Source organism: Antribacter soli (assembly GCF_021568775.1).
Lineage (GTDB): Bacteria > Actinomycetota > Actinomycetes > Actinomycetales > Cellulomonadaceae > Antribacter > Antribacter soli.
Window position 1 is genome coordinate 105090 of the sequence record NZ_JAKGSG010000025.1, and the last position, 26117, is coordinate 131206.

Consider the following 26117-nt stretch of genomic DNA (forward strand, 5'->3'; position numbering starts at 1 on the left):
GCATCGTTGCGCCCTCCTCGGTCGGGACGCTCGACCCCAAGGCCTCCACCAGGTCGAGCCGGGCCCAACTGTCACCTCCCGCCCCGGGGAGGACAACGAACCTAAACGGTTCAGTGACCGGCGCGGCGGCGGGAGCTCGGTGCTAGCGACGGGCGGCCAACCGCTGCCGGCGTGCCTCGTAGAGCACGATCGACGCGGCGTTCGAGGCGTTCAACGAGCTGGCCGACCCCGTCATCGGGATGCTCACCGTGAGGTCCGCTGCCTCACGCCACGCGTGCGACAGTCCCTCGGTCTCGTTCCCGATCAGCAGCAGGACCGGCCCGGTCAGGTCGGCGTCGGCCACCTGCGCGTCGCCGCTCTCGTCGGTCGCCACGACCGCGACCGGGCGGCCCTCCGCTCGCTGCGTGGCCACCCAGTCCAGCACCTCCCGGTGCGACGGAGCGCGCACCACCGGGACGGAGAACAGGGACCCGGTGGAGGCACGGACGGACTTCGGGTCGTACGGATCCGCCGCGTGGCCGGTCACGATCAGACCGTCCGCACCGAAGGCGTCCGAGGATCGCATGATCGTCCCGATGTTCCCCGGCTGCGTCGGCCGGTCGAACACGACCCCGAGGAACGCTTCGTGCACCTCGATCCGCGACAGGTCGTCCTTCGGCATCTCCACGACGGCGAGGACCTCCGCCGATCCCTCGGCCTTCTCCGACAGCTCGGCGAGCAGGGCGGGTGCCATGGCGATCCGTTCCGCCTTCGTGGACCGCAGCAGGTCCTCCGCCCACGCCGACAGGGGCTTGTCCGCGTCGTAGAGCAGCGTCCGGATCTTCCAGCCGTGCTGGACCGCCATCGAGATCGGCCGTACCCCCTGCACGAGGAACTCTCCGGCGCGGCCGCGCTTGGTCCGGTTCGTGATCAGCGTCTGCAGCTGCTGGAACCGGGCGTTTCGCACGGTGATCTGCAGGGCAGCCACAGAGCCTCCAAGGGTCGAGCCGCCGGGCGGCGGAATGTCGTCCAGAGTACCGAGGCACCGGTGTCGCGCCGACGTCGACTCCCGGTGCGCCCGATCAGGCCCCGCTGTGGGCGGAGAAGGTGCCGGGTTGGAGGCCCTCAGCCCGGCACCAGCTCCGCCCCCCGCGCGGGGGGGCCGCCCGGGCCGGGCGGGGGGGGGGGTGGGGGGGGGGGGGGGGGGGCCCCCCCCCCCCCCCCCCCCGCCCCCCCCCGCAGCGAGGGGGCGCCGACCGGGCAGTGCGAGACTTCCCGCATGGCGGACGACGACTGGGCGAGGCAGCGTGGCGAGGCGGTCCGCGTGCAGGCCGAGCGGCTGCGCGCGCGCCAGGACGCCGAGCACGCCCGGGCGGGCGCGCTGCTGCACAAGTTCGTCGGGGCAGCGTCGGCCGCGGGCCTGGCTCCCGAGGACCTCCGCGTCCGTGGGTACGGCGGCCGCGGGACGGCGCGCACGCCGCTGCGCGGCTGGTACCTGCGCGCCGACAGGACCGCTGGGGTGAGCACCGACGGCGACTTCTACGTCCTCACCGCACCGCTGAGCCTGTTCGACCGGGTGCGCGGCGTCCGACCCGTCCCGACGAACCCGCCGCTGATCCTCGGGGCGGGCGGCAAGGACGGCGAGTCGGTCGCGCTTGTCGAGGCGCTGGACCGCCTGCTGCCGGGCTGGCGGTCGCGGTAGGGCACGACGGCGACGGCGGCCGGGCGTCGTCCAACCGCCCGGCCGCCGTCACCCTCGGTCCGTCACTCGTACCGCAGCGACGAGATCGGGTCCTGCCGGGCCGCCCGCAGGGCGGGCAGCGTGCCGGCGAGGAAGGCGATCGCCATGACACTGAGGACGACGACGGCCACCGAGACCGGATCGAACGCGATCAGCGTCAGTCCGGGCAGGTTCGCCAGGAGCGACCCGGACACACTGCCTACGAGCTCCCCGACGCCGATCGCGGCGAGGACACCCAGGGCGCTGCCGGCCAGGCCGATGACGACGGCCTCGATGCTGAACAGGGAGAAGACCCGGGCGCTCGACAGCCCCATCGCCTTCATCAGCCCGACCTCGCGCGTGCGCTCCTGGACCGCCATGAAGAGGGTGTTGACGATCCCGATGCCCGCCGCGATCAAGGCGATCACCGCGAACCCGTTGAGCACCAGCACGATGGCGTCGATCACCGAGGTGATCGTGCCGAGCTGGTCCTCGAGGGTGCTGCCGGTGTACCCGGCCGCCTCCAGCCGGTCCTGCAGGGCCTGGGTCTCCTCCTCGCCGGCGTCGGCGTCGAACCACACGGACGCCTGGGCGTACTGGGTGGGCTTGGACTCGGGTGCGCCCGCGGCCTGCAGGTCGTAGAGCGTCTCGGTGAGGGCGTCGTTCGGGATCGCGCCGCCCATGGTGATCAGGCCGGGCTCGGCGACGCCGACGACGATCGCGTCGGTCGTCGTCCGAGTTCCGGTGGCATCGGTGACGGCCAGCGTCACGGTCTGCCCCACGGCGTCGTCGGCGGTGCCCAGACCCAGCGGCTCGAGGTAGCTCTCGGGCAGCACGAGCTGGGCCTCGTCGGCGTCGAGGTCGACCTGTTCGCCGGCCGCCAGCTCGACCTTCATCCCGGGCACGAACTGGGCCATGGACAGCTGGTACCTGGTCCCGTCGTCGTACTGGACGTAGTCGGTCATGACGCTCTTGGTCGGCAGGACGCTCAGCACGCCGTCGATGCCGGCGATGGTGTCGATGTCGTCGTCGTTCAGCGCCGAGACGGTGGAGCCGGGCGGGCCGTCGGCGGCGATCTGGTTGGGGTCGTACTCGGCGGGGCCGCCGTCGGTGGGTGCGGTCTCGCTCGCCTTGGTGACCGTCATGACGTCGTCGACCCCGACGGAGGCCACCGTGTCGTCGATGTACTGGTTGATGCCGGTGCCCAGGCCGTTGGTCAGGGAGAGCGTGAAGGCGCCGATGAAGATGGCCAGCACGGTCAGGCTGGTACGCAGCCTGGACCGGAAGGCGTTGCGGAACGCGGTTCCGACGATGTCGACGGCCTTCATGCCGCCACCCCCTCGTGCGCGGCGATGAGGCCGTCGCGGATGTAGATGCTGCGGTCGCAGCGGGACGCGAGGTCCTCGTCGTGGGTGACGACGACCAGGTTGATGCCCTGCCGCCTGTTGAGGTCGAAGAGGATGTCCTCAACGACGGCGCCCGTGGCCGTGTCCAGGTTGCCCGTCGGCTCGTCGGCGAAGATCACGCGCGGCTGGTTGATCAGCGCCCTCGCGATGACGACGCGCTGCTTCTGCCCGCCGGACAGGTCGTTCGCCTTGTTGCCGGCCTTGTCGTCGAGCTCGAGCTGAGCGAGGGCCGCCATCCCGCGGGCGGTCCGCTCGCGTCGCGAGACCCCCGCGATCTTCAGCGGGAGCGTCACGTTGTCCAGGACGCTGGCCTGGGCATTGAGGAAGAACTGCTGGAAGACGAACCCGAAGGCACTGTTGCGGGTCTCGTTGAGCTGCTTGGCGGACAGCCGGGACGTGTCTGTCCCGTCCAGCGTGATTGCCCCTGAGGTGGGTCGGTCGAGCAGGGCGAGCAGGTGCATCAGGGTCGACTTGCCCGAGCCGCTCTTCCCGACGATCGCGATGGACTCGCCCTCGGCGATGTCCAGGTCCAGCCCCTTGAGCGCCTCGAACGCGTTCGGCCCGGACCCGTAGGTCTTGTGCAGGTTGGTGACGGAGATCAGTGGGGATGCCACGTCGGACTGCCTCTCGTGTGGCGGGTGATGCTGACGGGTCAACACTCCGCCAGGGCAGCTCCGCGCGAATCGCCCCTGCGGGGACACCTGCGTACCGCGGTCGTGGTACGGCCGGATACCACGAGGGCCGGACGCACGAGGGGCGGCGCGTGCGCGATGCTTGGAGCGGCGCCGCTAGCGAACGGGGACGGGATGACACGCAGCACAGACGTACGGCTCGGCCCCGCGCGCCGCGTCCCCGGGTGGGTCGGTCACGTCGTGGTGTCCGTCATGGTCCTCGGGGCGAGCGTGCTCCCGTCCGACGAGGCCGGGTCCGCCGAGTGGCGCGGCGACCTCGCCGCGCTGAACCTCGTCGCGGTCGCGCTGCTCGTCGCGCGGCGCCGGCTACCGGTCCCGGCGCTCGCGGCGATGACGGCCCTCGTCTGGCTCACCGTCCCGCTCCAGCTCTTCAACCCGGGCACGGTGCTGGCGACCGCGGTCGCCACCTACACCGCGAGCCGGCAGTCGGACCGCCGGCGGGCGTTGTGGCTCACCATCACCGTCGCGGTCCTCGTCGCCGGCGCGACGGCCGTCGCCATCCGCTACGGCACCGTGCAGTTCCTGCTCCTCATCCTGCTCGCCGGCGCGCTGGGCGACGTCGTCCGGGTGCAGGGCGAGCAGTTCCTCGCGATCACCGAGCGCGCCGAGCGCGCCGAGGCGACCCGGGAGGCCCTCGCGCTCCAGCGCGTCGCGGAGGACCGGCTCGCGATCGCCCGCGACCTGCACGACGCCGTCGCGCACCAGATCGCCGTCATCAACCTGCACGCCGGCGTCGCAGGGTCCGCGCTGCGCGACCGGCCGGACGACGCGGAGCACTCGCTGGCCGTGATCCGCCGCGCCTCGAGGACCGTGCTCACCCAGATCGGCGACCTGCTGGCCACGCTGCGTGATCCCGGCTCGTCGGGCACCGGGCCGGTCGGGCTGGCCCAGCTCGACGACATCGTGCGGGAGTTCCGCGGTCACGGCCTCGACGTGACGGTGCGCCGGCTGGGTGACCCGCGCGAGCTGCCCCCGGCCGTCGACGTCGTCGCCCTGCGCGTGATCCAGGAAGCGCTCACGAACGCCCACAAGCACGGCACCGAGCACCGCGCGCACGTCGTCATCGAGTACGCGCAGGGCGGGCTGCGCCTCACCGTGACGAATCCTGTGCCCACCCGGCCCGATGGGACGGCGGAGAGCGCCCGCTCAGGTCATGGCCTCGTCGGGGCGCGCGAGCGCGTCGAGTCCGTGCGCGGGACGCTCAGCCATGGCCGGACCGGGTTGAGCTCCTGGCAGCTCGACGTCGACCTGCCCACCGATCCGGGAGACAACGCATGATCTCCGTCCTCGTCGCTGACGACCAGGCCCTCATCCGCTCGGCGATCACCGATCTCATCACGCACAGCGGCGACCTCACGGTTGCGGGCGAGGCGGCCGACGGGCACCAGGCTGTCTCGCTCGCCCGGGAGCACCGCCCCGACGTCGTCCTGATGGACATCCGCATGCCCGGCATGGACGGCATCGCCGCGACACGGGCGATCTGCTCGGACCCGGAGCTCGCCACCGTCCGGGTCCTGATCCTGACCACCTTCGAGGAGGACGAGTACATCGTCGCCGCGCTGCGCGCCGGTGCGAGCGGCTTCATCGGCAAGGGAGCCGAGCGCGACGAGATCGCCGCCGCCATCCGAGCGGTCGACCGGGGCGACGCCCTCCTGTCCCCCACCGCCACCCGCAGCCTCATCGACCGGTACGTGCACACGTCCCGCCCGCACACGAGCGAGCCGCCCCCGGAGCTGCACGACCTGACCGAGCGTGAGTCCGAGGTCCTCGCGCTCGTCGGTACGGGACGGTCCAACAACGAGATCGCCGACCTGCTGGTCATCTCCCCGCACACCGCCAAGACCCACGTCAACCGCATCATGACGAAGCTGCACGCTCACGACCGCGCGCAGCTCGTCATCGCCGCGTACGAGAACGGGCTCGTCCAGCCGCGCGAGCGCTAGATCCAGCCTTCCTCCCAGGCCCGGTGGGCGGCCGCGTGCCGGGTGGCGACGCCGAGCTTGGCCATCGCGGACGAGAGGTAGTTGCGCACGGTCCCCGGCGCCAGGTGCACGGCGGCGGCGATGTCCGCCACCGGCCCGCCCGTCCGCGCCTCCCGCAGGACCTCCAGCTCGCGGTCCGTCAGCGGGCACTCGTTCTCCGTGAGCGCGGACGCGGCGATCTCCGGGTCCACGTACCGGCGACCGGCGGCGACGTCACGCACGATCTGCGCGAGCCGTGCCGCCGGCGTCGACTTGGGCACGAAGCCGCTCACCCCGGCGGCGAGGGCGCGGCGCAGGACGGCGGGGCGGGCGTGCCGCGTGACAATGATGATGCGGGGCGTCGTCCCGTCGGTGCGGGCCAGGATCTGCCCGGCCGCGCTCAGCCCGTCGGTGGGCGGCATCTCCAGGTCCAGCACGGCGACGTCGGGCCGGTGCCGCTCGGCAAGCTGCACGGCGTGGGTGGTGGTGGCGGCCTGGGCCACGACCTGCAGGTCGTCCTCGAGGTCGAGGAGGGCGCAGAGCGCTCCGCGCAGCAGCTCCTCGTCGTCGGCCAGCAGCAGGCGGATCATCCGGCCACCGTCGCGGTGACCACGAACCGGTCGTCCTCGCTCGTCCAGGACAGGCGCCCGCCGACGGCGTCGAGCCGCTCCGCGAGGGACGCGAGACCGGTGCCGTCGCCGGTCCCCGCCCGTCCGCCGCCCGGCCAGGTCCCACCTGCGCCGTCGTTGTCGATCACGAGGCGGGCGCCGGCGTCGTCGGGCACGAGGACGATCGCGGCGCGGGTGGCCCGGCTGTGCCGCAGCACGTTGGTGGTCGCCTCACGCACCACCAGGCCGAGCAGGCTGCGCGGCCCGTGGGTGAGGGACGCCGCGAGGTCGGCGTCGACGTCGGCCCGGACGTTGACGCCCGCGGCGGCCAGGACCCTGGACGCGTTGGCGATCTCCGCGTCGAGCGTGGTGCGCCGGTAGCCCTGCACCAGCGCGCGGGTCTCGCGCAGGGCGTCCCCGGCGAGCTGCTGCACCTCGCGCATCTGCTCGGCCGCCCGCGTCGGGTCGGCCTCCGCGAGCCGCGCCGCGAGCTCGCTCTTCAGGGCGATCACCTGGAGGTGGTGCCCCTGGATGTCGTGCAGGTCAGCGGCGAACCGGAGGCGCTCGTCCGCCACGGCGAGCTCCCCGGCGAGCCGCCGGGCGTCGTCGAGCCGGGCCGCGACCTGCCAGGCGTGGAGCATGCCGACCATGGCGGGGCCGAACGCCAGGACCATCAGGGCGGGCATCCACGTCGCGTGCCCCACGCGGGGCTCGCCCATCGCCACGGCCGTGACCAGGCCGATCGCCGGCAGCACGACCAGGGCGGCGCCGAGCGCCGACCACGCCCGGCGGGCGGGCAGGAACGTGACCAGCACCGAGATCGTGGCGGCGGGCGCGAGCGGCCAGATCCCGAAGCTGCCGAGCGCGAGCGGCACCGCGGCGGCGACGAGCGCCGCGCAGCAGGCGGTCGCGAGCCAGGCGGCCGACGGCACCTCGTCCCGGATCCGCCGCGCCAGCAGGACGGCGCATGCCACGATCGTCGTCGCCGTCGCCAGACCCGTGACGGCGCGGAGACCGGCATGGACGTCCGGGTCCAGCACCCAGTCGCCGACCGAGAAGCCCAGCACGCACGCCACCGTCCCCGCGAGGACTCCCCACGTGTTGCGGCGGAAGCTCACGAGGCCGCTGCCGCCGTCGTCCGCGACGGCCCGGGCGGTGCTCATGACGCCATCCTGCCAGCGCCGTCGTCGGGCCGGGGCGACCCGCGGGACCTTCATGACATCTGTCATGCCAGGTCGTGACAGGTGCCCGCGCCCGGGTGCGGTCCGGCACTACTGGCCGCGGGCGCCGTCGGACAGCGTGGAGACCAGCGCGGCGAGGAGCGCCGCCCGAGGCGAGGAGACGAAGATGACGGAGTCGATGGAGGGGACGACGGAGCGGGTCGAGCCGGCGGCGGCGTGCGGGGCGCACGTGCAGGGGGCGCACGGCTACGGGGCGCACGTGCACGGGGCCGGGTCGGCGACGCGCGGCCGGAAGGTGGTGCGGTTCCTCGCGCACCTGGCCGAGATGGTCGTGGTGATGGTGCTCGGCATGATGCTGCTGGCACCGGCGTGGGGCTGGGCGGGAACGGTCCTCGGGATCGAGGCCCTGCTGGACCGGCCGGACGTCTCCGCGGTGGTGATGGTGCTCGACATGGTGGCCGCCATGACCGTGTGGATGCGGGTCCGGCGGCACGGCTGGGCCGCGATCTGGGAGATGAACGCCGCCATGGCTGCGCCGTTCGCGGTGCTGCTGGTGCTCTTCTGGGCGCGCGTCGCCACCGCCGGCGACGTGATGCTCTGGGGGCACGTGCTGATGGTGCCGGCCATGGCAGGGGCGATGCTCCTGCGGCGGGCGGAGTACACGGAGCACGTCCACGGCCTCGACCTGGTCTGGCTGGGGCCCCGGTGGCCCATGGTGCTCGGGCTGGTGCTGCTGTTGGCGGCGGCGGTGGTCGCGGTCGCTCGCTGATCCCCGACGGCCAGGCGATGGTGAGCGGGACCCTCCGGTGCCGCTCACCATCGCCTGAGCATAGGGTGCCCCCATGCTGCGAGGACTGACCACCATCAACTTCTACGCCGACGACCTGACGGCGGCCCGCGACTGGTACACGGAGGTGCTCGGCATCGAGCCGTACTTCGCGCGCGAGATCGAGGGAGCCCTGGCCTACGTGGAGTTCCGGATCGGTGACTACCAGCACGAGCTCGGGTTCATCGACCGTCGGTTCGCCCCAGCCGCCCAGGGGCCCGGCGGAGCGATGACCTACTGGGCCGTCGACGACGTCGCTGCCGCCTACGAGCGGCTTCTCGCCCTGGGCGCCACGGTTCACCAGGAGCCCCGGGAGCACGGGCCCGGATTCGTCACGGCGTCCGTCGTCGACCCCTTCGGCAACGTGCTCGGCGTGATGTTCAACCAGCACTACCTGGACGTGCTCGCGGCGCGCACGGAGGCGTGAGGACGACCCGGGTGTCGGCCGTGGCACCGGCCAGGATGACCCGCAGACTTGCCCTGGTTCTCGCGTCCGTGCTGCTCCTCGCGTCGTGCGCCGCACCGGGTCCCGCGGCGCCCGTGGCGCTGCCGCCCACCCACGGGACGTTCGACTACCAGCTCGGCGGCACGTACACGCCACCCGGCGGTCTCGATGTCGTCGTGCGCGACGCGACCGCCGAGCCCGCCGGGGGCGCCTACACCATCTGCTACGTCAACGGGTTCCAGACCCAGCCCGGCGACGACCGCTGGCTCGATCACGAGGACCTGCTGCTGCACGACGGCGACGGCCAGGTTGCCGTGGACCCGGACTGGCCCGACGAGTACGTTCTCGACCCGTCGACGGCAGGGCAGCGCGAGCAGATCCTCGCCCTCGTCGGTCCGGCCGTGACGGGGTGCGCGGACGCGGGGTTCGACGCCGTCGAGCTCGACAACCTCGACACCTGGACGCGGTTCGACGACCCCGCGACCGGCGTCATCGACCCGGCGGGCGCGCTGGCGCTCGCGGCCGCGTACGTCGAGCTGGCGCACGACGCCGGCCTGGCCGTCGGCCAGAAGAACGCGGCCGAGATCGCGGCGACCGCCCGGGACGACCTCGGCTTCGACTTCGCGATCGCCGAGGAATGCCTCGCCTACGACGAGTGCGGCGCCTACACCGCCGCGTACGGCGAGCACGTCCTCGTGGTCGAGTACCCGGACACGCTCGGCACGCCGTTCGAGGAGGCGTGCGCCGCGCCCGGCACCCTTCCCCTCACGATCCTGCGCGACCGTGCCCTCGGGACGCCCGACGACCCCGGGTACGTCCACGAGCAGTGCTGAGGGTCAGCGGAGGCTGCGGAAGAAGTCGCGGATGTCGTTCGCGAGCAGCTCGGGCTCCTCCATGGCGGGGAAGTGGCCGCCCTCGGTGAACTCGCTCCAGTGGCTGACGGCGTTCCACGGGTCCAGTGCGCGGCGCATGAGCGGGTGCGTGTCGAACACCACCCATCCGGCCGGCACGCCCGAGGGCGCGACCCAGTCGAGCCCCGAGTGCTCCGACTCGTAGTAGAACTGCGCGCTCGACGCACCGCTGCGGGTGAACCAGTACAGGCTGACGTTGGTGAGCAGCTGGTCGCGGTCGACCGCCGCGTCCGGAGTCGCGTGCGCGCCGCTGGTCCAGGTCTGGAACTTCTCGGCGATCCACGCGAGCTGCCCGACGGGCGAGTCGGTCAGCGCCGCGCCGATCGTGTCGGGGCGATGGTTCTGCATCTCGAAATAGCCCCGCTCGGCGGCGTCCCTGGTGCGGACCTCCTCGATCTGGGCGACCTCGTCCTCGGACAGCCCTTCGGGGTAGGGGAACTTGTCGCCGACCATCCCGAGCATCCTGCCGTCGCTCCCGACGTGGGTGCCGATGACGCGCTCCGGATAGAGCGCCGCGAGCCGGCCGGTGGTGCCCGCGCCGATGTCGGTGCCGTGTGCGGCGAACCGCTCGTACCCGAGTCGCGTCATGATCTCGGCATACGCCTCGGTCGTGCGGGCCACCTCCCAGCCCGTCCCCGACAGCGGGGTCGAGAACCCGAACCCGGGCAGCGACGGGATGACCACGTGGAACTCGTCGGTCAGCAGCGGGATGAGGCGCTGGTACTCGACGAACGAGCCCGGCCAGCCGTGGCTGAGGATGAGCGGGGTGGCGTCCGGGTTCGCCGAGCGCACGTGCACGACGTGGAACGTCTGCCCGTCGACGACGGTGGTGAACTGCTCGTACTCGTTGAGCGCCGCCTCCTGTGCGCGCCAGTCGAACCCGTCGCGCCAGTACTCGGCGAGCTCCGTCAGGTACGCCTGCGGGATGCCGCGGCTGAAGTCCGTGCGGTCGTCCCGGCCCGGCACGGGGAGGGGCCGACGGGTGCGCGCGAGCCGGTCCCGCAGCTCGTCGACGTCGGCCTGCGGGATGTCGATGCGGAACGGGGTGAGTGCGCTGTTCTCTGTCATGACACTCACGATGCCAGGTGAAGCGGACAGGTGCTGTCCGCTACTGCGCGAGGCTCGGTCGGTGACCCAGCGCGCCGGCGGCCGCCGGGGAGCAACTGGGGCGACGGTCACCCCTTCCGTCGCGCCTCTCGCCGGCGCTTCCTCGCCTCGGCCGCACGTTCCTCGGCGTCGTCCAGCTCGTCCTCGGCCGCCGAGAGCTCCGTGCGCGCCTTGTCCTCGGCCGCGTGCGCGTCGTCGAGCGACTCGCGGGCGGCATCGCGCTCGGCGACGAGCCGTTCGATCTCCGCCTCCAGGCGCGCCACCTCGTCCTCCCGCTGCCCGACGGCGTCGATCGCCTCGCGCAGCCGCTTGCGAGCGTCGTCGTGGCGAGACTCGAGCCGGTCCACCTCCGCGGACGCCTCCTCGACCTCACGCTCGGCGGCCGCCAGCCCGTCGCCGCCGTCGGCGTCGTCCCCCTTCGCCGCGCCGCCCTTCGCCCGCTCGCCGCCCGCCACCTCGGTGCGCAGCGCGACGACGTCGGCCGGCTCACCACCCTCGTCGACGACGCCGAACCCGACGTACTGCAGCGCCTGCGACAGCCGCCCCGCCCGGACGGCCGCCGCGGCGTCCGCGTCCATGACCGCCGCGGTGAGCGTCTCGGCAAGCCGGTCGAGCACGCTCGCCGACACCGGTCGCCCGTCCACCTCGCCCGCCTCGCGCAGCGCGCCGACGAGCGCCTCCGTCCGCTCGCGCCGCAGCCGGTCCAGCGCCTTGATCCGGCCCCGGTCCCGGTCAGCCGTCGCGGCCCGCAGCTCGTCGCCGATCGACGCCAGCGCCTCGAGCTCCTTCGGCTGCTCCCGCGCGACGTGGTTGGCCACCCACGCGGCGACTGTCGGCTTCGTGAGCTTCTTGACGCGCTCGGCACCGACGCGGTCGCCGCTGCCCGCGACGCGCTTGACCACCGCGTCGCGCGCCGCGACGAAGTCGTCGAGGGGTCCCGTGTACAAGGCGTCGACCAGCGCGTCGACGTCGGCTCGCTCCTGCGCGCTCACGCCTCCAGGGTGGCACGACGCGGTGGGGACCGGCGCAAGGGAAGCGTTCGTTCCGGGTGAAAAAAGCATTCAACACAGCTCGCGAGCGCCGGACCGGGTAGTTCACCCCGCACCGGATGATGACGGCCCATTGCGCCGATGCCACCGTCGAGAGGAGAGCCAGGGGGGCTTCCCTCCGCAGACAATGGCGTCTGCTGACCCCCTGGCTCTCCTTGACCGGGAACGTCACGCGAAGCTCCGCATCCGGCCGGTCGAACCCACCGGCCGGATGCGTCAGCCGGTCGCCGGCTCAGCTCCCGCCGGCCTCGAGCTTCACCTCGAGCGGCTCGTACTGCGCACCCATGACGTCCACGCCCGCCTCGACCAGCTCCGCGGTCGCCTGCTCCACGTACTCGGTGGTGTAGGCGGACTCCGGCGGCTCGGAGGTGATGACGGTCGCGCCGGTCTCGTTCTTGGTGCCCATCGCGATGGCGACGGTCTGCTCCCACTGGTCGGCGTTCATCAGGCCGATCCCGCTGGTGGAGGGCCAGATCAGCTTGTTGACCTCGTTGGCCTGCCAGAGCTGGTGCGAGGCACCGAGCGTCGAGCCCGCGGCGGTGACGATCGTGGCCGCCTCCTCGGGATGGTCGCGCACGTAGACCCAGCCTTTCAGGGATGCCTTGAGGAACGCCACCGTGGTCTCCTCGTACGCGGGGTCCTCGGCGAGCCGGGCGGAGTCCGCCCAGACGGCGTCCTGCAGCATGGCCGTGCCGTGGTCGTTCCAGTCGATGACGTTCAGGTCCTCCGGCTGGTACAGCTTACCCGTTTCGGGGTTCTCGGTCTCCAGCACCTGCGCGTACTCGTTGTACGTCATCGCCTGGGCGGCGTCGATGTCCCCGGCGAGGAAGCCGTTCATGTCGAACGCCTGCTGCACCAGCTCGATGTCGCTCGACGTGTCGACGCCCGCCTCCTGCATGCCGGCGAACAGCTCCCACTCGTTGCCGTAGCCCCACGAGCCGACCTTCTTGCCCGCCAGGTCCGCCGGCTCCACGATGCCCGAGTCCTTGAACGCGATCTGCATCGTCCCGGACCGCTCGAACACCTGCGCCACGTTCGTCACCTGGGTGCCCTGCTCGATGGACCCGAGCACCTTCGGCACCCAGGAGATCGCGTAGTCCGCGTCACCGGACGCGAGCACGTCGATCGGGACGGTGTCCGTTCCCGCCTCCTGGATCGTGACGTCCAGGCCCTCGTCCTCGTAGTACCCCTGGTCGACGGCGGCGTAATACCCGGCGAACTGCGCCTGCGCCACCCACTGGAGCTGCAGGGTCACGGGTATCAGGTCGCTGTCGCTCTCCGGCGTGCCGGCCGACGCGCCTCCGCACCCGGTCAGCGCCAGGGCGACGGCGCCGGTGACAGCGGTGAGCACATACTTGCGATGCATGTCTTTCCTCTCGTTCGGGGGCTTCTCTGGGGTGCCCGGCGCCGGACGTGTCACCTCCGCGCGGAAGGTGACCCTCCGGCGTCGGGCAGCCTTTCGAGAAGGGTGGTCACGGCGTAGAAGACGAGTCCCGTCACGACCGCGCCGACGACGTACGCCCAGGCGAGGGCGTACCGGCTGGAGGCGACGGCGGACGTGATCGCCTTGCCCAGGCCGTCGACAGGTCCGCCGAAGTACTCGGCGACGAGCGCCGAGATGACGGCGAGCGAGGACGCGACCCGCAACCCCGTGAAGAAGAACGGCAGCGCTCCGGGGAGGGTGACGTGCCGGGTGGCCTGCCAGGGCGTGGCGGCGTGGGCGCGCAGCAGGTCACGGTGGACGGGCGCGACCGTGCGCAGGCCGCGCAGCGTGTTCACGTACACGGGCACGAAGACGGCGATCGCGGCGACGACCACCCGCGCTGTCTGCGCATCCGTGCCGAACATCGTGTAGAAGACCGGGGCCAGGCACACGATCGGTACCACGGCCGTCGCCGTGACCAGGGGATTCGCCGCGTCAGCGGCGAGGCGCCACGCCGCCGACACCCCTGCGGCCACGAGCGCGGCGACGGTCCCGACCAGGAGCCCGAGCGCCGCGTTCCGGGCCGTGCCGAAGGCCGCGGTGGCGACGACCTGCAGGTTCGCGGCGAGCTCGGTCGCGATGTCCGCAGGCGCCGGCACCACGTAGGCCGCGATGCCCAGGCCGGTCACGGTGGCCTGCCACAGCACGACGGCCGCGACGCCGACGACGGCCGGCGCGCCGACCGCGAGCGCGCCCTCGCGCACCCGGCTCACCGGCCCGCCCGGTCCGGCGCGCCGGCGGCACCCCGGTCCCGCGCCGGCAGGCCGGCCTCGCCGGCGTGCAGCGCCTCGCGCACTGTCGACACCCGTTCGAAGAACGCCGGGTCCTCGCGCAGCGCGATGCCGCGCGCGGCCCGCTCCGCCGGGGAGCCGAGCGCGATCTCCAGGTCCGCGACCACGCGACCGGGCCGGGGCGTCATCACGACCACCCGGTCGGACAGGTACACCGCCTCCGGGATCGAGTGGGTCACGAACACCACGGCGGCACCGGTCTCCGCCCGGATCTTGAGCAGCTCGTCCTGCAGGCGTTCGCGCGTCATCTCGTCCAGGGCGCCGAACGGCTCGTCCATGAGCAGCAGCCGCGGCCAGCGGGCCAGGGCCCGCGCGATCGCGACGCGCTGCTGCATCCCGCCGGAGAGCTGGTCCGGGCGGTGGCCGGCGAAGTCGGTCAGCCCGACGAGCGCGAGCAGCTCGGCCGCCCGGGCCGCACGCTCGGCGCGCGACGCCCCGTGGAGCTGCAGCGGCAGCTCCACGTTGGCCTGCACCGACCGCCAGGGCAGCAGGCCGGCCTGCTGGAACGCGATGCCGTAGTCCTGGTCCGCGCGGGCCCGCGCGGGCGTCTTGCCGAACACGGTCAGGCTGCCCGACGTCGGCGTGTCCAGGTCCGCGACGAGCCGCAGCAGGGTCGACTTGCCGCACCCCGACGGCCCGATCAGCGACACGAGCTCGCCCGCCGCGACGGTGAGGTCGACGTCGGACAGGGCGACCGTGCCGCCTGCTCCCCCGGCCGGCCCGAACACCCGGCCGACGCCGGTGGCGACCACCGCGCTCACCGTGCTTCCTCCCCGGTCTGGTACCGGCGCAGCCCGGCGCCCAGCAGGGCCACGACCCCCGTCGCCGCCAGGCCGACCAGCGCGGCGCCCGCGATGGGCGACCACTGCTTGGCCGGGTCGGCACTGGCCGACGCCCCGAACTCGACGATCATCCGGCCCAGCCCGCCGCGCAGTCCCGTGGACACCTCCGCCACGACCGTGCCCACCACGGCGTTCGCGGCGGCCAGCCGCAGGGCGGGCAGCAGGAACGGGACCGACGCCGGCACGCGCAGCCGCCAGAACGTCGCCCACCAGCCGACGCCGTACGCCCGGAACAGCTCCAGGTGCACGTCCGTCGAGGCGTGGTCCGGGGAGGTGAACCCCCGCAGCGCCCCCACGGCGACCGGGAAGAACGCCAGGTAGGACGCGATGACGGCGACCGACATCCAGTCCTGCCAGTCCAGCGCCCCGATCTCGAGCCGGGAGCCCCACCGCTTGACCAGGGGCGCGATCGCGATGAGAGGCACGGTCTGGCTCAGCACCACCCAGGGCAGCAGACCCGCCCGAGCGGGCAGGAACCGGGCCATGAGCACGGCCACGAGCAGCCCGACGGTCACGCCGGTCAGCCACCCGACCGCGGCGACCCCCAGCGTCGAGCCCGCGCCCCGCAGGGTCGCCAGCCAGAGCGGTTCCGCGTCGGCGGCGGACGTCAGCGGCTCGGCCGCGCGCGCCACCATGTCCCACAGGTGCGGCATCGCCACGTCGGTGGTGCGCGGGAGGATCCGGGTGTCCCCGAGCACCCAGCCGTCGTCGGGCAGGAGGGCCTTGTACGCCTCCCAGGCTGCCGCCAGGGCGAGGACGCCCGCGAGCCCGGCCGGCACACCCCGTGGCAGGGCCCGCGACGTCGGGCGGCTCACCCGGCGGCCCCGCGCAAGGCGGGCATGACCTGCTCGCCGTAGGCGCGCAGGGTCTCCTCCTTCGCGTCGTGCTGCAGGTAGACGGCGAACTGGTCGCAGCCCAGCGCCTCGAGCTCCTTGAGCCGGGCGACGTGCTCGTCCGGGGTGCCGACGAGGCAGAACCGCTCCACGACGTCGTCGGGCACGAAGCTCGTGTGCGTGTTGCCCGCGCGCCCGTGCTCCGCGTAGTCGTAGCCCTCGCGGCCCTTGATGTAGTCCGTCAGCGACTTCGGGACGGCGGAGCCTTCGCCGTACCGGGCCACGATGTCGGCGATGTGGTTGCCGACCATGCCGCCGAACCAGCGCACCTGGTCGCGCATGTGCTCGCGGTCCTCGCCCACGTAGGCGGGGGCGGCCACGCAGAACTTCAGGGCCTCGGGGTCGCGGCCTGCCGCGGCCGCCGCCTTTCGTACGGCGGCGATCATCCACGCGGCGATGTCCGGGTCGGCGAGCTGGAGGATGTACCCGTCGCCCACCTCGCCGGTCAGGGCGAGTGCCTTGGGGCCGTATGCGGCGACCCACACGTCCAGCCGGGAGCTGTGCGCCCAGGGGAACCGCACGGTGTGGCCGTTCACCAGCGCCTCGCGGGAGCTCGCCAGCTCCCGGATGACGCCGATCGCCTCACGGAGCGTCTCGAGGTTCGCGGGCTTCCCGCTCAGCGTCCGGACGGCGGAGTCACCGCGCCCGATGCCGCAGATGGTGCGGTTGCCGTAGGTCTCGTTGAGCGTGGCGAACATCGAGGCGATGACCGTCCAGTCCCGCGTGGCCGGGTTGGTCACCATGGGTCCGACCATCACTCGCTGCGTCGCCGCGAGGATCGCCGGATAGATCACGAACGGCTCCTGCCACAGCAGGTGCGAGTCGAAGGTCCAGACGTAGTCGAACCCCGCCTCCTCCGCGGCCACCGCCAGCCGCACGACGTCCGACGCCGGCGGGTCGTTCTGCAGCACGATCCCGAAGTCCATCGCTCCACTCCTTCGTCCGGCGGGTCAGACCAGGTACTGGCTGAGCCCGCGCTTCACGAACCGGCCGTAGCCGGCCCTGCCGTGGAAGACGCCGTCGTCCACGACAACCTGCCCGCGGGAGAGGACGACGTCGACGTGCCCGTCGATCTCGAAACCCTCCCAGGCGGAGTGGTCCATGTTCATGTGGTGGGTCGCCGCGCCGATCGAGGTGTGGCCGGCGGGGTCGTAGACCACGACGTCGGCGTCGGCCCCGGGCTGGATGACGCCCTTGCTGCCGTACATGCCGAACATGCGCGCCGGTGTCACCGAGGTGAGCTCCACCCAGCGCTCCAGGCTCAGCCGACCGGTCACCACGCCCTGGTACAGCAGGTCCATGCGGTGCTCCACCGTGCCGATCCCGTTCGGGATCGCCCGGAAGTCTCCGCGGCCCAGCTCCTTCTGGTCCTTCATGCAGAACGGGCAGTGGTCGGTGGAGACCACCTGCAGGTCGTTGGTGCGCAGCGCCTGCCACATGGCGTCCTGGTGCCCCTCCGCACGCGCTCGCAGCGGCGTGGAGCACACCCACTTGGCGCCCTCGAAGGCGCCGTACTCCTCGCTGGACGCGCCGAGCTGCTCCTCCAGGGAGAGGTAGAGGTACTGGGGGCAGGTCTCGCCGAACACGTTCTTGCCCGCGTCGCGCGCCGTGGCGATCTGCGCCACGGCCTGCTTCGCGGACACGTGGACCACGTAGAGGGGCGCTCCGGTGAGGTCCGCGAGCATGATCGCCCGGTGCGTCGCCTCCTCCTCGAGCTGCCAGGCGCGCGCGACCCCGTGGAAGTACGGGTCGGTCTTGCCCTGGGCGACGAGCTGTTCGGCGAGCACGTCGATGGCCGGGCCGTTCTCGGCATGCATCATCGTGAGCAGGCCCTCGTCACGGGCGACCTGCATCGCCTTGAGGATCTGGGCGTCGTCCGCGTAGAACACCCCGGGGTAGGCCATGAACAGCTTGTAGCTCGTGATGCCCTCGTCCACGAGACTGCGCATGGCGGCCAGCGAGTCGGCGTCGACGCCGCCGATGATCTGGTGGAACGCGTAGTCGATCGCGCAGTTCCCGTCCGCGCGCTTGTGCCACGCCTCCAGGCCGTCCTGCACGCGTTCGCCGTACCGCTGGACCGCGAAGTCGACGATCGTCGTGGTGCCGCCGTGGGCCGCCGCGATCGTGCCGGTCTCGAACGTGTCGCTCGCCGCCGTGCCGCCGAACGGCAGCTCCATGTGCGTGTGCGCGTCCACGCCGCCCGGCACCACGTACTTGCCGCTCGCATCGATGGTCCTGTCCGCGACCAGCCCGACGGACCCGGCCACGCCGGGAGCGAGCAGGGCGACGATCTTCTCGCCGTCGATCACGACGTCGGCCTCGGCGGTCCCGGTGGCGTTGACGACGGTGCCGCCGGAGATGATGAGGTCAGGCATGAGACTCTCCTAGGGTTGCGCCGGATCAGGGCGCGGTGAGCGCGTCGTAGGCGTCGGGGCGGCGGTCGCGGAAGAACTGCCACCGCTCGCGCACCTCGCGGACCAGGCCCAGGTCGAGGTCGCGGACCACCAGCTCGTCCTGCGTGGACGAGGCGATCTCACCCACGTAGTTCCCGTCCGGGCCGACGGCGTACGACGACCCGTAGAACGGGACCGCCTCGGTGCCGTACTCGTTGTCCTCGGTGCCCACGCGGTTGCTCGCCACGATGAACACGCCGTTCGCGACCGCCGCCGCCGGCTGCTCCAGCTCCCACAGCCGGTTCGAGATGCCCGGCGCCGTGGCGTTCGGGTTGAAGATGATCTCGGCGCCGTTCAGCGCGAGCGCGCGCCAGCCCTCGGGGAAGTGCCGGTCGTAGCAGATGTAGACGCCGATCTTCCCGACAGCCGTGTCGAACACGGGAAAGCCGAGGTTGCCAGGGCGGAAGTAGAACTTCTCCCAGAACTTCGGGAGGTTCGGCAGGTGGTGCTTGCGGTAGGTGCCGAGCATCGTGCCGTCGGCGTCGATCACCACTGCCGAGTTGTACAGGACGCCCGGCTGGTCCTCCTCGTAGACCGGCAGCACCATCACGAGCCCGAGCTCCGCCGCGAGCGCCGCGAACCGCTCCGTCGTGGGGCCCGGGATCGGCTCGGCGTACCGGTAGTAGGCCGGATCCTGGGTGATTCCGAAATACGGCCCGTAGAAGAGCTCCTGGAACGCGATGACCTGCGCGCCCCGGCTCGCGGCCTCGCGGGCCCAGCCTTCGTGCAGGGCAAGCATGGACTCCTTGTCCCCGGTCCATCTGGCTTGCGTGAAAGCAACTCGCACCGTAGTCATTCCAAGCCCTTCGCCTCGGCAGGACCCCAGCCAAGTGGGCGTCGGTTTCGCCTGGCACACCCTGCTCGTTACTACAGTGTGACAAGTGTTCCGGGAGGCCGCCCGGCTGGCACAGGAGTTCAGACGGGGTCGGGAGAGCGCCTCAGGCCGTGGCCGTGGTCGGCTCCTGGACGGCCTCGACGACTGCTGCAAGGTCCGCGCCGGCCCGGAGCAGCGCGACGGTCCGCGCGCCGATCTGGTCGAGACGCCGGTCCAGGATGCGGCGGGTCTCCTCGACGCCTTCGAGCCGGTGGAGGGTTGCGGTGATCTCGCGGACGGCGGGGATGCCGTAGCCGCTGCCGCGGAGGGCGGCGACGATGCGCGCCTCGCCGATCGTCGCGGGTCCGTACCGACGGGCCCGCAGCGACGTCACCCGCTCCGGGTTCACGAGCCCCTCCTGCTCCCAGTACCGCAGGGTCGACGGGCGCACGCCGAGCGCGGCCGCGAGCTCGGTGATCGTCATCGCGTCACCGGCGCGCCCGCCGTCGGACGCGGTCGCTTCGGCCTCGATGGCCCGCAACGCCTCCTGAGCCCGCAGCGCCTGCGCCCGTTCGCGGCCGAGACCTGCGTGCACCTCGCTGATCGCGGCGGCGGCTTGCGCGATCGTCCCCGATCGCAGCTCGGCGAGCACGCGGCGCGCGACGACGGGCCCCGTCGCCTGCGCGAGCCCCCGGTAACCACGAAGGGCCTGCACATGGATCGCCGCGAAGCGCCGGTAGCCCTTGGCCGAGCGGGTGGCCGGCGGGATGACCCGCAGGCGTTCCAGGTCCCGGACCTGTTGCACCGAGTACCCCGACTCCCGTGCCACATCGATCGACCGCAGCGGCCCTCGGCGGCTGCTCGCCTGACCGTCCATCGCCTCAACCCCACAGACGCACTTGAAGGTGATGCTTGAACCATGAGTATGGAGCAGATCATCGCGACCGTCCGCGGCTTCGACGGCGCGCTCGTGTTCGTCCCGGGGCCGGGCGGCGACTCCCCCGAGATCGCGTGGGGGGATGCGTTCTTCTACTACGCCCCCGACGGGCGGATGCCGCAGCACGTCCAGCCCTACGCGACGATCGTCACCAAGGACTACCCGGACGACACGGCCTCCGACCTCGACCCTCCGGGCCGCTGGCGCGTGAACGTCCACGTCGACCGTGCCACCTTCCGCGAGCTGACCGGCGAAGAACCCCGCGGCCCGCACCGCCCTCGGAACTTCGCGGCCGCCGACGTCTTGCTGCCGCACCCGGTGTACGGCGCGCTCGGCTGGGTTGCCGTCGTCAACCCCGGCGAGGAGTCCGAGGGCCTGGTGGTGGCGCTGCTCCGCGCCGCGCACGACGCCGCCCGCGCGCGGTTCGAGCGGCGAGGCGGGGCATACTTCACGTCACCTGACCAGCCCGGCGACGGGACCAGCCCATGACCGATGGAGGCCGCCCGTGAGACGGCACGCGCACGCAGCACCGGCCGAGACCGCCTCGCGGCTGCCTGCCGGCTTCCGGCTCGGCGTCTCGACGTCGGCCTACCAGATCGAGGGAGCCGCCCGCGAGGACGGCCGGGGCACGAGCATCTGGGACACGTTCGTCCGGCGCCCCGGCACGGTGCGCGACAGCGGCACGGGCGAGGTTGCCATCGACCACTACCACCGCCTCGAGGAGGACCTCGACCACGTCGCCGAGCTCGGCGTGAGCGACTACCGCTTCTCGATCGCCTGGCCGCGCGTCGTCCCGGCCGGTCGCGGGACGGCCAACGGAGCGGGGCTCGACTTCTACGACCGCGTCGTCGACGGGCTCCTCGCCCGCGGTGTCCGGCCCGTGCCGACGCTCTACCACTGGGACCTGCCCCAGCCGCTCGAGGACGCCGGCGGGTGGATGGGACGCGACGTCGCGTACGCGTTCGCGGAGTATGCCGACGTCGTCGCGCGGCGCCTGGGCGACCGCGTGCGCGACTGGATCACGCTCAACGAGATGAACGTGCACACGCTCTACGGCTACGCCCTGACCGACCATGCGCCCGGCCGCGGCCTCGGGCTCGGCGCGCTGCCGTCCGCCCACCACCAGCTGCTCGCCCACGGCCTCGCCGTCCAGGCCCTGCGGTCGCACGACGCCGGCCGCGTCGGGATCGCCGCCCAGCACTTCCCGGTCGAACCGGCGTCGGACGATCCCGCCGACGTCGAGGCGGCGTACCTCTTCTCGGAGCTCACCAACTGGATGTTCTCGGACCCGATCCTGCGAGGTCGCTACCCGAGCGACGAGCTGCGCGGCCTGCTGCCCTGCTCGGACGAGCAACTCGACGAGGACCTGCGTGTCATCTCCGCGCCGCTCGACTTCTACGGCGTCAACTACTACGAGCCCACCCGCGTCGAGGCGCCGCGCGCAGGCAAGGACTACTCAGGGGTGCTGGAGGTGGACGTGCCGGACGGGATGCCGTTCTCGCCCGTGCCGTACGGCGCGCCCGAGGCCACCGACTTCGGCTGGTCGGTCGTGCCCGGGGCGCTGACCGCGATCCTCCTCGAGCTGCGCGACCGCTATCCCGCACTGCCTCCGGTGATCGTCACCGAGAACGGCGCGTCGTTCCACGACGTCGTCGATCCCGACGGCGGGGTGCACGACGAGCCGCGCGTCGACTTCCTGCGCCGGCACCTCGGCGCGGTGGCCGACGCCGTCGAGGCGGGCGTCGACGTCACCGGGTACTACTGCTGGTCGGCGTTCGACAACTTCGAGTGGGCGGCCGGCTACGGGGAACGCTTCGGACTCGTGCACGTCGACTACGCCACGCTGGAGCGCACGCGCAAGGACTCCTGGTACTGGTACCGCGACCTCGCCCGCGCCGTCCGGGGCGCCACGCGGGACGCTGGGAAGGACCACGCCTGAACCGGCCCGCCCCGCCGGCGCGATCACGCGCCCGCGCGGCGGAAGCCCGTTGCCCGCGAGCCCGCTCACAGATCTGGGAGAGAGCTAGAGCGCGGTGTACCCGCCGTCGACGGGGAGGACCGCTCCGGTGACGTAGGACGACTCCGACGAGGCGAGGAAGAGGACGGCGTCTGCCACTTCCTCGGGCGAGGCGAGGCGTCGGAGCGGGATCTGGGACTCGCGCTCGCGTCGGTACGCGTCGGGGTCGGACCTGCGCTGGAAGGATGATTCGACGACCGGGGTGGCGGTCAGGCCGGGAGCGACGACGTTGACCCGGATGTTGCGCGGTGCCCACTCGATCGCCGCGCCCTTGGCAAGCATGATCAGACCGCCCTTGGCCGCGGAGTAGAGCACTTCCCCAGGCATGCCGACCATGCCGAGCCGTGAGCCGACGCAGACGAACGATCCCCCTGCGGGGGGCATCAGCGGGGCGAAGTGCTTCATCACCAGGAACGCGCTGAGCAGGTTGCTGCGGAGCACGTTCTCGGCGTCCTGGTAGTCCATCTCCATGAGCGGGCTGCTCACCTGCAGACCGTGGTTGAGGACGACCACGTCGACGGTCCCGTAGGTCTCGGCGGCTCGCGCGGCGAGACTGCGCACGAACGCCTCGTCGTTGAGGTCCCCGGCGACGTACAGATCGTCCGGCTCCGCGGTGTCGAGCTGATCCCTGCGACCGGTGAGGAGCAGGCGAGCGCCCTCGCGGCGGAAGTGGGAGGTCACCGCCTGTCCGATCCCGCTGTTGGCGCCGGTCACGAGTGCGGTGACCTTCTCAAGTCTCATCTCAGCTTCTCCTGGTGGGTTGGGAGTGGATACATGGGGCATGCTTCGTGGGCAGTCAGCTGAGGAGTCCACGGGCGGCGACCGGCCAGCGCTCCAGCATCGTGCCTTCGGTGTCGGTCACGACCAGCTCCTCGAAGCTGTTCACGACCGGGCAGACGTGATTGGGCACCACCGGGACCACCGCGCCGACGCTCGGACGCGCTTCGCCGCCCGGTACTGCCGCAAACCCGTGGTACTCGTTGAGCTTCGCGAGGACCGCCTTCTTCCCGGCGATGCCGCCGTACCCTCGTTCGGGGTCGCCTTCGCGGCCCAGGGCCTTGGTGCCGACGTCGAGGATCACCTGACCGGGGACCCGGTCGCTGACCACGGTGGCGGCGACGAACAGGGCGATCTGGTCCTCCTCGCACGCGCCGAGCCGGGTGTTGTTCAGGTCGCCGAAGACGTACTCGCCGGCACGGATCTCGGTGATCACGCTGCTGGTCGAGAACGCGACCGTCGGCGTCGAGCCCGCGCTGACCACCTCGGCGGTGATGCCGACGTCGCCGAAGCTGCGCACAGCGGCGGTCAGCGCGGCCTGCTGGTCCTGCGCCGCCGGCTCACGGGAACCGGGACCAGAGCTGCCATGCCCCGGATAGGTGTAGACCCCAACCGGCACCAGCCCGCGCTTGCGGGCCGCACGTGCGAGGTCACCCGCGGCCTCGGGCGGGGCTCCGGACCGGCGGGCGCCACAGTCGACCTCCACCATCACCTGGAGCCGGTCCGGCTCCTGCCTCATCGCTGCGGCGAGGGCCTCGATCGCGGCAAGGTTGTCCACCCCCACGCGCATCCGGGCGGTCTGCGCCAGACGGCGGATCCGGTCGCCCTTGGTACCCGACGGCCAGACCGGGTAGGCGAGGAAGATGTCCTCGAACCCGGCCTGGGCAAAGACCTCCGCCTCACCGACGTTGCCGGCGGTGATCCCGACCGCCCCCGCCTCGAGCTGGCGGCGACCGACCTCGACGCACTTGTGCGTCTTGACGTGAGGCCGCAGGTCCAGACCGTGCTCGACGGCGAAGCCTTGCATGCGGTCGATGTTTCGCTGCATGACGTCGGCCAGCACGATCGGCGTGGGGGTGTCCACCCGCTCGACCAGGCGGTTGAGTACTCGTTGAAGCCGGTGCATGCTGCACTCCTCGAAAAGCTGGCGGTTGAACGGCACGGTGCGACCCCCCACTGAGAGGCCGGTCGCGCATGTCGGCTGGTCCTACACCGCCGTGCAGACCATCTGGATCTCGACCGGGCTGTTCAGCGGCAAGCTGGCGACGCCGATGGCAGTGCGAGCGTGCCGTCCGTTCTCGCCGAGCACGTCGACGAGCAGCTCGCTGGCCGCGTCGGCGACTCTCGACTGGTGACCGAACTCGGCCGTGCTGGCCACGAAGACCAGCATCTGCACGATCCTGACCCGGTCCAGGCCGCCAACCGCTTCCGCGGCAACAGCGAGCGCGTTGAGCGCGGCGTGACGCGCCAGCCCGCGGCCGGTCTCGAGGTCGACCTCCCGACCCAGGACGCCCTGGCCCAGAAGCCGGCCGTCCTTGTAGGGCAGCTGACCCGCCACATACACGCTGGAGTCAACCGTCCGGTGGTTCACGTACGTCGAGCTCTTCCCGACGGCGGGAAGGTCAAGACCGAGAGCCTTGAGTCGCTCCACGGCCGAACCAGACGTGGCCTGGATGGTGGTCATCTGCTCTCGTCTCCTGCCGGGTCACTATCGATTGTCGATTGTCGACCATACGCCACCGTGGTCGACTGTCAACACGCTTCGTGGGACGCCCCTTCGGGGCGCTGACGCGCCCTGCGCTCAGGCGGGCCCGGCGTCCTCGGTGCCGGCTCGCAGCGCTGACTGGAAGTGCTGTGCCAGCTCCCGCCGGAACACATCGATGTCGCCCTCCAGGGCGACCGCGGCCAGTCTCTCGTGCTCGACAGCGAGGTCGTGAAGGTTGTTGTAGGAGCGGTGGTCGACCGTCAGGTACAGGCGCAGCTTGGCTTCCCAACCTGCCCAGAGGCCGCGGAGAACACCGTGGCCCGAGAACTCGTAGAAGAGCCTGTGGAACTGAAGGTGCGCATCGATACTGGCCGGGATGTCGTTCTGTTCCGTCGCCCGATGAAGCTCCTCGATCGTCCGAGTCAACCTGGGCCGCTCGGGACCGCGCAGCGCTTCGAGGGCCAGCTCCGCGGCGTACGGCTCGACGAGCAACCGGATCGAGGCGATCTCAGCGACATCCTGAGCGCTCACCTCCATCACGAACGCCCCGCGGAAGGGGATCCTCACGATCAGGCCCTCCTCCTCGAGCCTGGTCAGTGCCTCGCGGAGGGGCGACCGACTGATCCCGAGGTCCTCGGCGATGTCCCTCTCGCGCAGCTGTCCACCGGGAGGGACGGTGCCATCGAGGATGGCTGCCCGCAGCACCCGGTACACACCGTCCGGGGTCGTCGTCCGTGCCAGCCCACCGAGCTTGAGGTCCATCCCCGCCGCCTCTCCTGGTCGTTTGTCGACCATACCGGACGACGAGCTACCTCGGCTCAAACCAGGTTGACCGTCAAGGACGCGGAAGGCCCAGGAGAACGGGCAGGTCGGCGATGTCGGTGATCCGCTCGTACCCGAGCCACGACTCGTCGTTCTCGAAGCCCCGGTCCACGTACACCTTGTGCTCGATGCCCATGACCGCCGCAGGGCGGAGGTCGTACATCGGGCTCGCGGAGACGTGCACGATCTCGTCGGGGGCCACGCCGAGCTTGTCCAGCATGTACTCGAACGCACGGAGCCGGGGCTTGTAGACACCCATCTGCTCGGCGGTGATCACCACATCGAACGGGGCCTGGAGATTCTCCACCAGGCGCGACGCGTGCGCGTCGTCGCTGTTCGTCACGATCACCAGCGGGTACGCCTCTGCCAGGCGCTTCAGCGCCTCGGTGACACCTGGGTACGGGCCCCAGGTGGGGACGTGGTCGTACACCGCGCGCGCGTCACCCTCGCTGTACTGCAGGCCGAACCTGTGCATGGCGCGCTCCACGGAACGGCCGACGATCTGCTCGAACGACTTCCACTCGCCCATGCACTCGTCGATCCGGTACGCCTTGCAGGCCTGCAGGAACTCGGCGGCCACCTCCGCCGGCAGCCGGTCGCCCAAGACCTGGCGGATGGCGTCGTTGATACGGAACTGGATCAGCGTTCCGTTCATGTCGAACGTCACGAACTTGGGATTGACATCGAATACCACGAGT

At 71.9% G+C, this 26117-nt stretch carries 28 protein-coding genes; 8 read left to right on the plus strand and 20 right to left on the minus strand.

Features of this window, described 5'->3' with window-relative positions; translation table 11 throughout:
- Nucleotides 1–142: 142 nt before the first annotated feature.
- Nucleotides 143–967 carry an RNA methyltransferase gene (locus tag L1785_RS07915; RefSeq protein ID WP_236088672.1) on the minus strand — a complete coding sequence of 275 codons (825 nt, stop codon included), beginning with the start codon at nt 965–967 and terminating at the stop codon, nt 143–145.
- 291 nt (nt 968–1258) lie between these two features.
- Between L1785_RS07915 and L1785_RS07920 the strand changes: the two genes are divergently transcribed.
- Nucleotides 1259–1681 (plus strand): hypothetical protein, encoded by a 423-nt coding sequence (locus L1785_RS07920; RefSeq protein WP_236088673.1) that lies wholly within the window; start codon nt 1259–1261, stop codon nt 1679–1681.
- Between the two features lie 62 nt (nt 1682–1743).
- Here L1785_RS07920 and L1785_RS07925 read toward each other — a convergent pair whose 3' ends face one another.
- Both L1785_RS07925 and L1785_RS07930 read right to left on the minus strand, forming a co-directional pair.
- Nucleotides 1744–3027, minus strand: a complete 1284-nt coding sequence (locus L1785_RS07925; RefSeq protein WP_236088674.1) for an ABC transporter permease — start codon at nt 3025–3027, stop codon at nt 1744–1746.
- Nucleotides 3024–3719 (minus strand): ABC transporter ATP-binding protein, encoded by a 696-nt coding sequence (locus L1785_RS07930; protein WP_236088675.1) that lies wholly within the window; start codon nt 3717–3719, stop codon nt 3024–3026. The genes L1785_RS07925 and L1785_RS07930 overlap by 4 nt, the downstream gene beginning before the upstream one ends.
- Nucleotides 3720–3911: 192 nt before the next feature.
- Here L1785_RS07930 and L1785_RS07935 point away from each other — a divergent pair, with 192 nt between their 5' ends.
- Nucleotides 3912–5075: a sensor histidine kinase gene (locus tag L1785_RS07935; RefSeq protein ID WP_236088676.1), complete on the plus strand. Its 1164-nt coding sequence runs from the start codon at nt 3912–3914 to the stop codon at nt 5073–5075.
- Nucleotides 5072–5740, plus strand: coding sequence for a response regulator transcription factor (locus tag L1785_RS07940; RefSeq protein ID WP_236088677.1), 669 nt, complete (start codon nt 5072–5074; stop codon nt 5738–5740). Before L1785_RS07935 ends, L1785_RS07940 begins: the two co-directional genes overlap by 4 nt.
- Here the strand turns inward: L1785_RS07940 and L1785_RS07945 are convergent.
- Complete coding sequence (locus L1785_RS07945) at nt 5737–6348, minus strand: response regulator transcription factor (protein WP_236088678.1); 612 nt, start codon at nt 6346–6348, stop codon at nt 5737–5739. The genes L1785_RS07940 and L1785_RS07945 overlap by 4 nt on opposite strands.
- Nucleotides 6345–7529, minus strand: a complete 1185-nt coding sequence (locus tag L1785_RS07950; protein ID WP_236088679.1) for a sensor histidine kinase — start codon at nt 7527–7529, stop codon at nt 6345–6347. Before L1785_RS07950 ends, L1785_RS07945 begins: the two co-directional genes overlap by 4 nt.
- Nucleotides 7530–7713: 184 nt before the next feature.
- Here L1785_RS07950 and L1785_RS07955 point away from each other — a divergent pair, with 184 nt between their 5' ends.
- From L1785_RS07955 to L1785_RS07965, 3 genes are all read left to right on the plus strand, one after another.
- Nucleotides 7714–8316: a hypothetical protein gene (locus L1785_RS07955; RefSeq protein WP_236088680.1), complete on the plus strand. Its 603-nt coding sequence runs from the start codon at nt 7714–7716 to the stop codon at nt 8314–8316.
- A gap of 73 nt (nt 8317–8389) precedes the next feature.
- On the plus strand, nt 8390–8800 hold the full coding sequence (locus L1785_RS07960) for a VOC family protein (RefSeq protein WP_236088681.1): 411 nt from the start codon (nt 8390–8392) through the stop codon (nt 8798–8800).
- Nucleotides 8797–9651: an endo alpha-1,4 polygalactosaminidase gene (locus L1785_RS07965; RefSeq protein WP_308113294.1), complete on the plus strand. Its 855-nt coding sequence runs from the start codon at nt 8797–8799 to the stop codon at nt 9649–9651. Before L1785_RS07960 ends, L1785_RS07965 begins: the two co-directional genes overlap by 4 nt.
- A 3-nt stretch (nt 9652–9654) precedes the next feature.
- On the opposite strand, the gene L1785_RS07970 is transcribed toward L1785_RS07965, so the two are convergent.
- The 10 genes from L1785_RS07970 to L1785_RS08015 form a co-directional block, all read right to left on the minus strand.
- The gene (locus tag L1785_RS07970) at nt 9655–10797 is read right to left on the minus strand and encodes an epoxide hydrolase family protein (RefSeq protein WP_236088682.1); all 1143 of its coding nucleotides are present in this window, start codon (nt 10795–10797) and stop codon (nt 9655–9657) included.
- Nucleotides 10798–10904: 107 nt separating this feature from the next.
- Nucleotides 10905–11828 (minus strand): coiled-coil domain-containing protein, encoded by a 924-nt coding sequence (locus L1785_RS07975; protein ID WP_236088683.1) that lies wholly within the window; start codon nt 11826–11828, stop codon nt 10905–10907.
- A 289-nt stretch (nt 11829–12117) separates the two neighbouring features.
- Complete coding sequence (locus L1785_RS07980) at nt 12118–13251, minus strand: ABC transporter substrate-binding protein (RefSeq protein ID WP_236088684.1); 1134 nt, start codon at nt 13249–13251, stop codon at nt 12118–12120.
- Nucleotides 13252–13301: 50 nt separating this feature from the next.
- Nucleotides 13302–14081: an ABC transporter permease gene (locus tag L1785_RS07985; protein WP_236088685.1), complete on the minus strand. Its 780-nt coding sequence runs from the start codon at nt 14079–14081 to the stop codon at nt 13302–13304.
- Nucleotides 14078–14920, minus strand: coding sequence for an ABC transporter ATP-binding protein (locus L1785_RS07990; RefSeq protein WP_372461831.1), 843 nt, complete (start codon nt 14918–14920; stop codon nt 14078–14080). The genes L1785_RS07985 and L1785_RS07990 overlap by 4 nt, the downstream gene beginning before the upstream one ends.
- On the minus strand, nt 14917–15816 hold the full coding sequence (locus L1785_RS07995) for an ABC transporter permease (RefSeq protein ID WP_236088686.1): 900 nt from the start codon (nt 15814–15816) through the stop codon (nt 14917–14919). Before L1785_RS07995 ends, L1785_RS07990 begins: the two co-directional genes overlap by 4 nt.
- Nucleotides 15813–16820: a TIGR03842 family LLM class F420-dependent oxidoreductase gene (locus tag L1785_RS08000; protein WP_236088687.1), complete on the minus strand. Its 1008-nt coding sequence runs from the start codon at nt 16818–16820 to the stop codon at nt 15813–15815. Before L1785_RS08000 ends, L1785_RS07995 begins: the two co-directional genes overlap by 4 nt.
- A gap of 24 nt (nt 16821–16844) precedes the next feature.
- Nucleotides 16845–18269 (minus strand): dihydropyrimidinase, encoded by a 1425-nt coding sequence (gene hydA, locus L1785_RS08005; protein ID WP_236088688.1) that lies wholly within the window; start codon nt 18267–18269, stop codon nt 16845–16847.
- 25 nt (nt 18270–18294) lie between these two features.
- Nucleotides 18295–19143, minus strand: a complete 849-nt coding sequence (locus tag L1785_RS08010) for a nitrilase-related carbon-nitrogen hydrolase (RefSeq protein ID WP_236088689.1) — start codon at nt 19141–19143, stop codon at nt 18295–18297.
- Between the two features lie 142 nt (nt 19144–19285).
- Nucleotides 19286–20038 carry a MerR family transcriptional regulator gene (locus tag L1785_RS08015; RefSeq protein ID WP_236088690.1) on the minus strand — a complete coding sequence of 251 codons (753 nt, stop codon included), beginning with the start codon at nt 20036–20038 and terminating at the stop codon, nt 19286–19288.
- 42 nt (nt 20039–20080) lie between these two features.
- On the opposite strand from L1785_RS08015, the gene L1785_RS08020 reads away from it, so the two are divergent.
- Both L1785_RS08020 and L1785_RS08025 read left to right on the plus strand, forming a co-directional pair.
- Complete coding sequence (locus tag L1785_RS08020; protein ID WP_236088691.1) at nt 20081–20587, plus strand: DUF6194 family protein; 507 nt, start codon at nt 20081–20083, stop codon at nt 20585–20587.
- A gap of 16 nt (nt 20588–20603) precedes the next feature.
- On the plus strand, nt 20604–22037 hold the full coding sequence (locus L1785_RS08025; RefSeq protein ID WP_236088692.1) for a GH1 family beta-glucosidase: 1434 nt from the start codon (nt 20604–20606) through the stop codon (nt 22035–22037).
- An 84-nt stretch (nt 22038–22121) separates the two neighbouring features.
- Here the strand turns inward: L1785_RS08025 and L1785_RS08030 are convergent, their stop codons facing one another.
- From L1785_RS08030 to L1785_RS08050, 5 genes are all read right to left on the minus strand, one after another.
- Entirely contained in the window at nt 22122–22856 is a 735-nt protein-coding gene (locus L1785_RS08030) for an SDR family NAD(P)-dependent oxidoreductase (protein ID WP_236088693.1), read from the minus strand.
- A gap of 55 nt (nt 22857–22911) precedes the next feature.
- Nucleotides 22912–24018 (minus strand): alanine racemase, encoded by a 1107-nt coding sequence (locus L1785_RS08035; protein WP_236088694.1) that lies wholly within the window; start codon nt 24016–24018, stop codon nt 22912–22914.
- A gap of 81 nt (nt 24019–24099) precedes the next feature.
- The gene (locus tag L1785_RS08040; RefSeq protein WP_236088695.1) at nt 24100–24576 is read right to left on the minus strand and encodes a RidA family protein; all 477 of its coding nucleotides are present in this window, start codon (nt 24574–24576) and stop codon (nt 24100–24102) included.
- A gap of 117 nt (nt 24577–24693) precedes the next feature.
- Nucleotides 24694–25359: a GntR family transcriptional regulator gene (locus tag L1785_RS08045; RefSeq protein ID WP_236088696.1), complete on the minus strand. Its 666-nt coding sequence runs from the start codon at nt 25357–25359 to the stop codon at nt 24694–24696.
- 73 nt (nt 25360–25432) lie between these two features.
- Complete coding sequence (locus tag L1785_RS08050; protein WP_236088697.1) at nt 25433–26113, minus strand: haloacid dehalogenase type II; 681 nt, start codon at nt 26111–26113, stop codon at nt 25433–25435.
- Nucleotides 26114–26117: the final 4 nt, after the last annotated feature.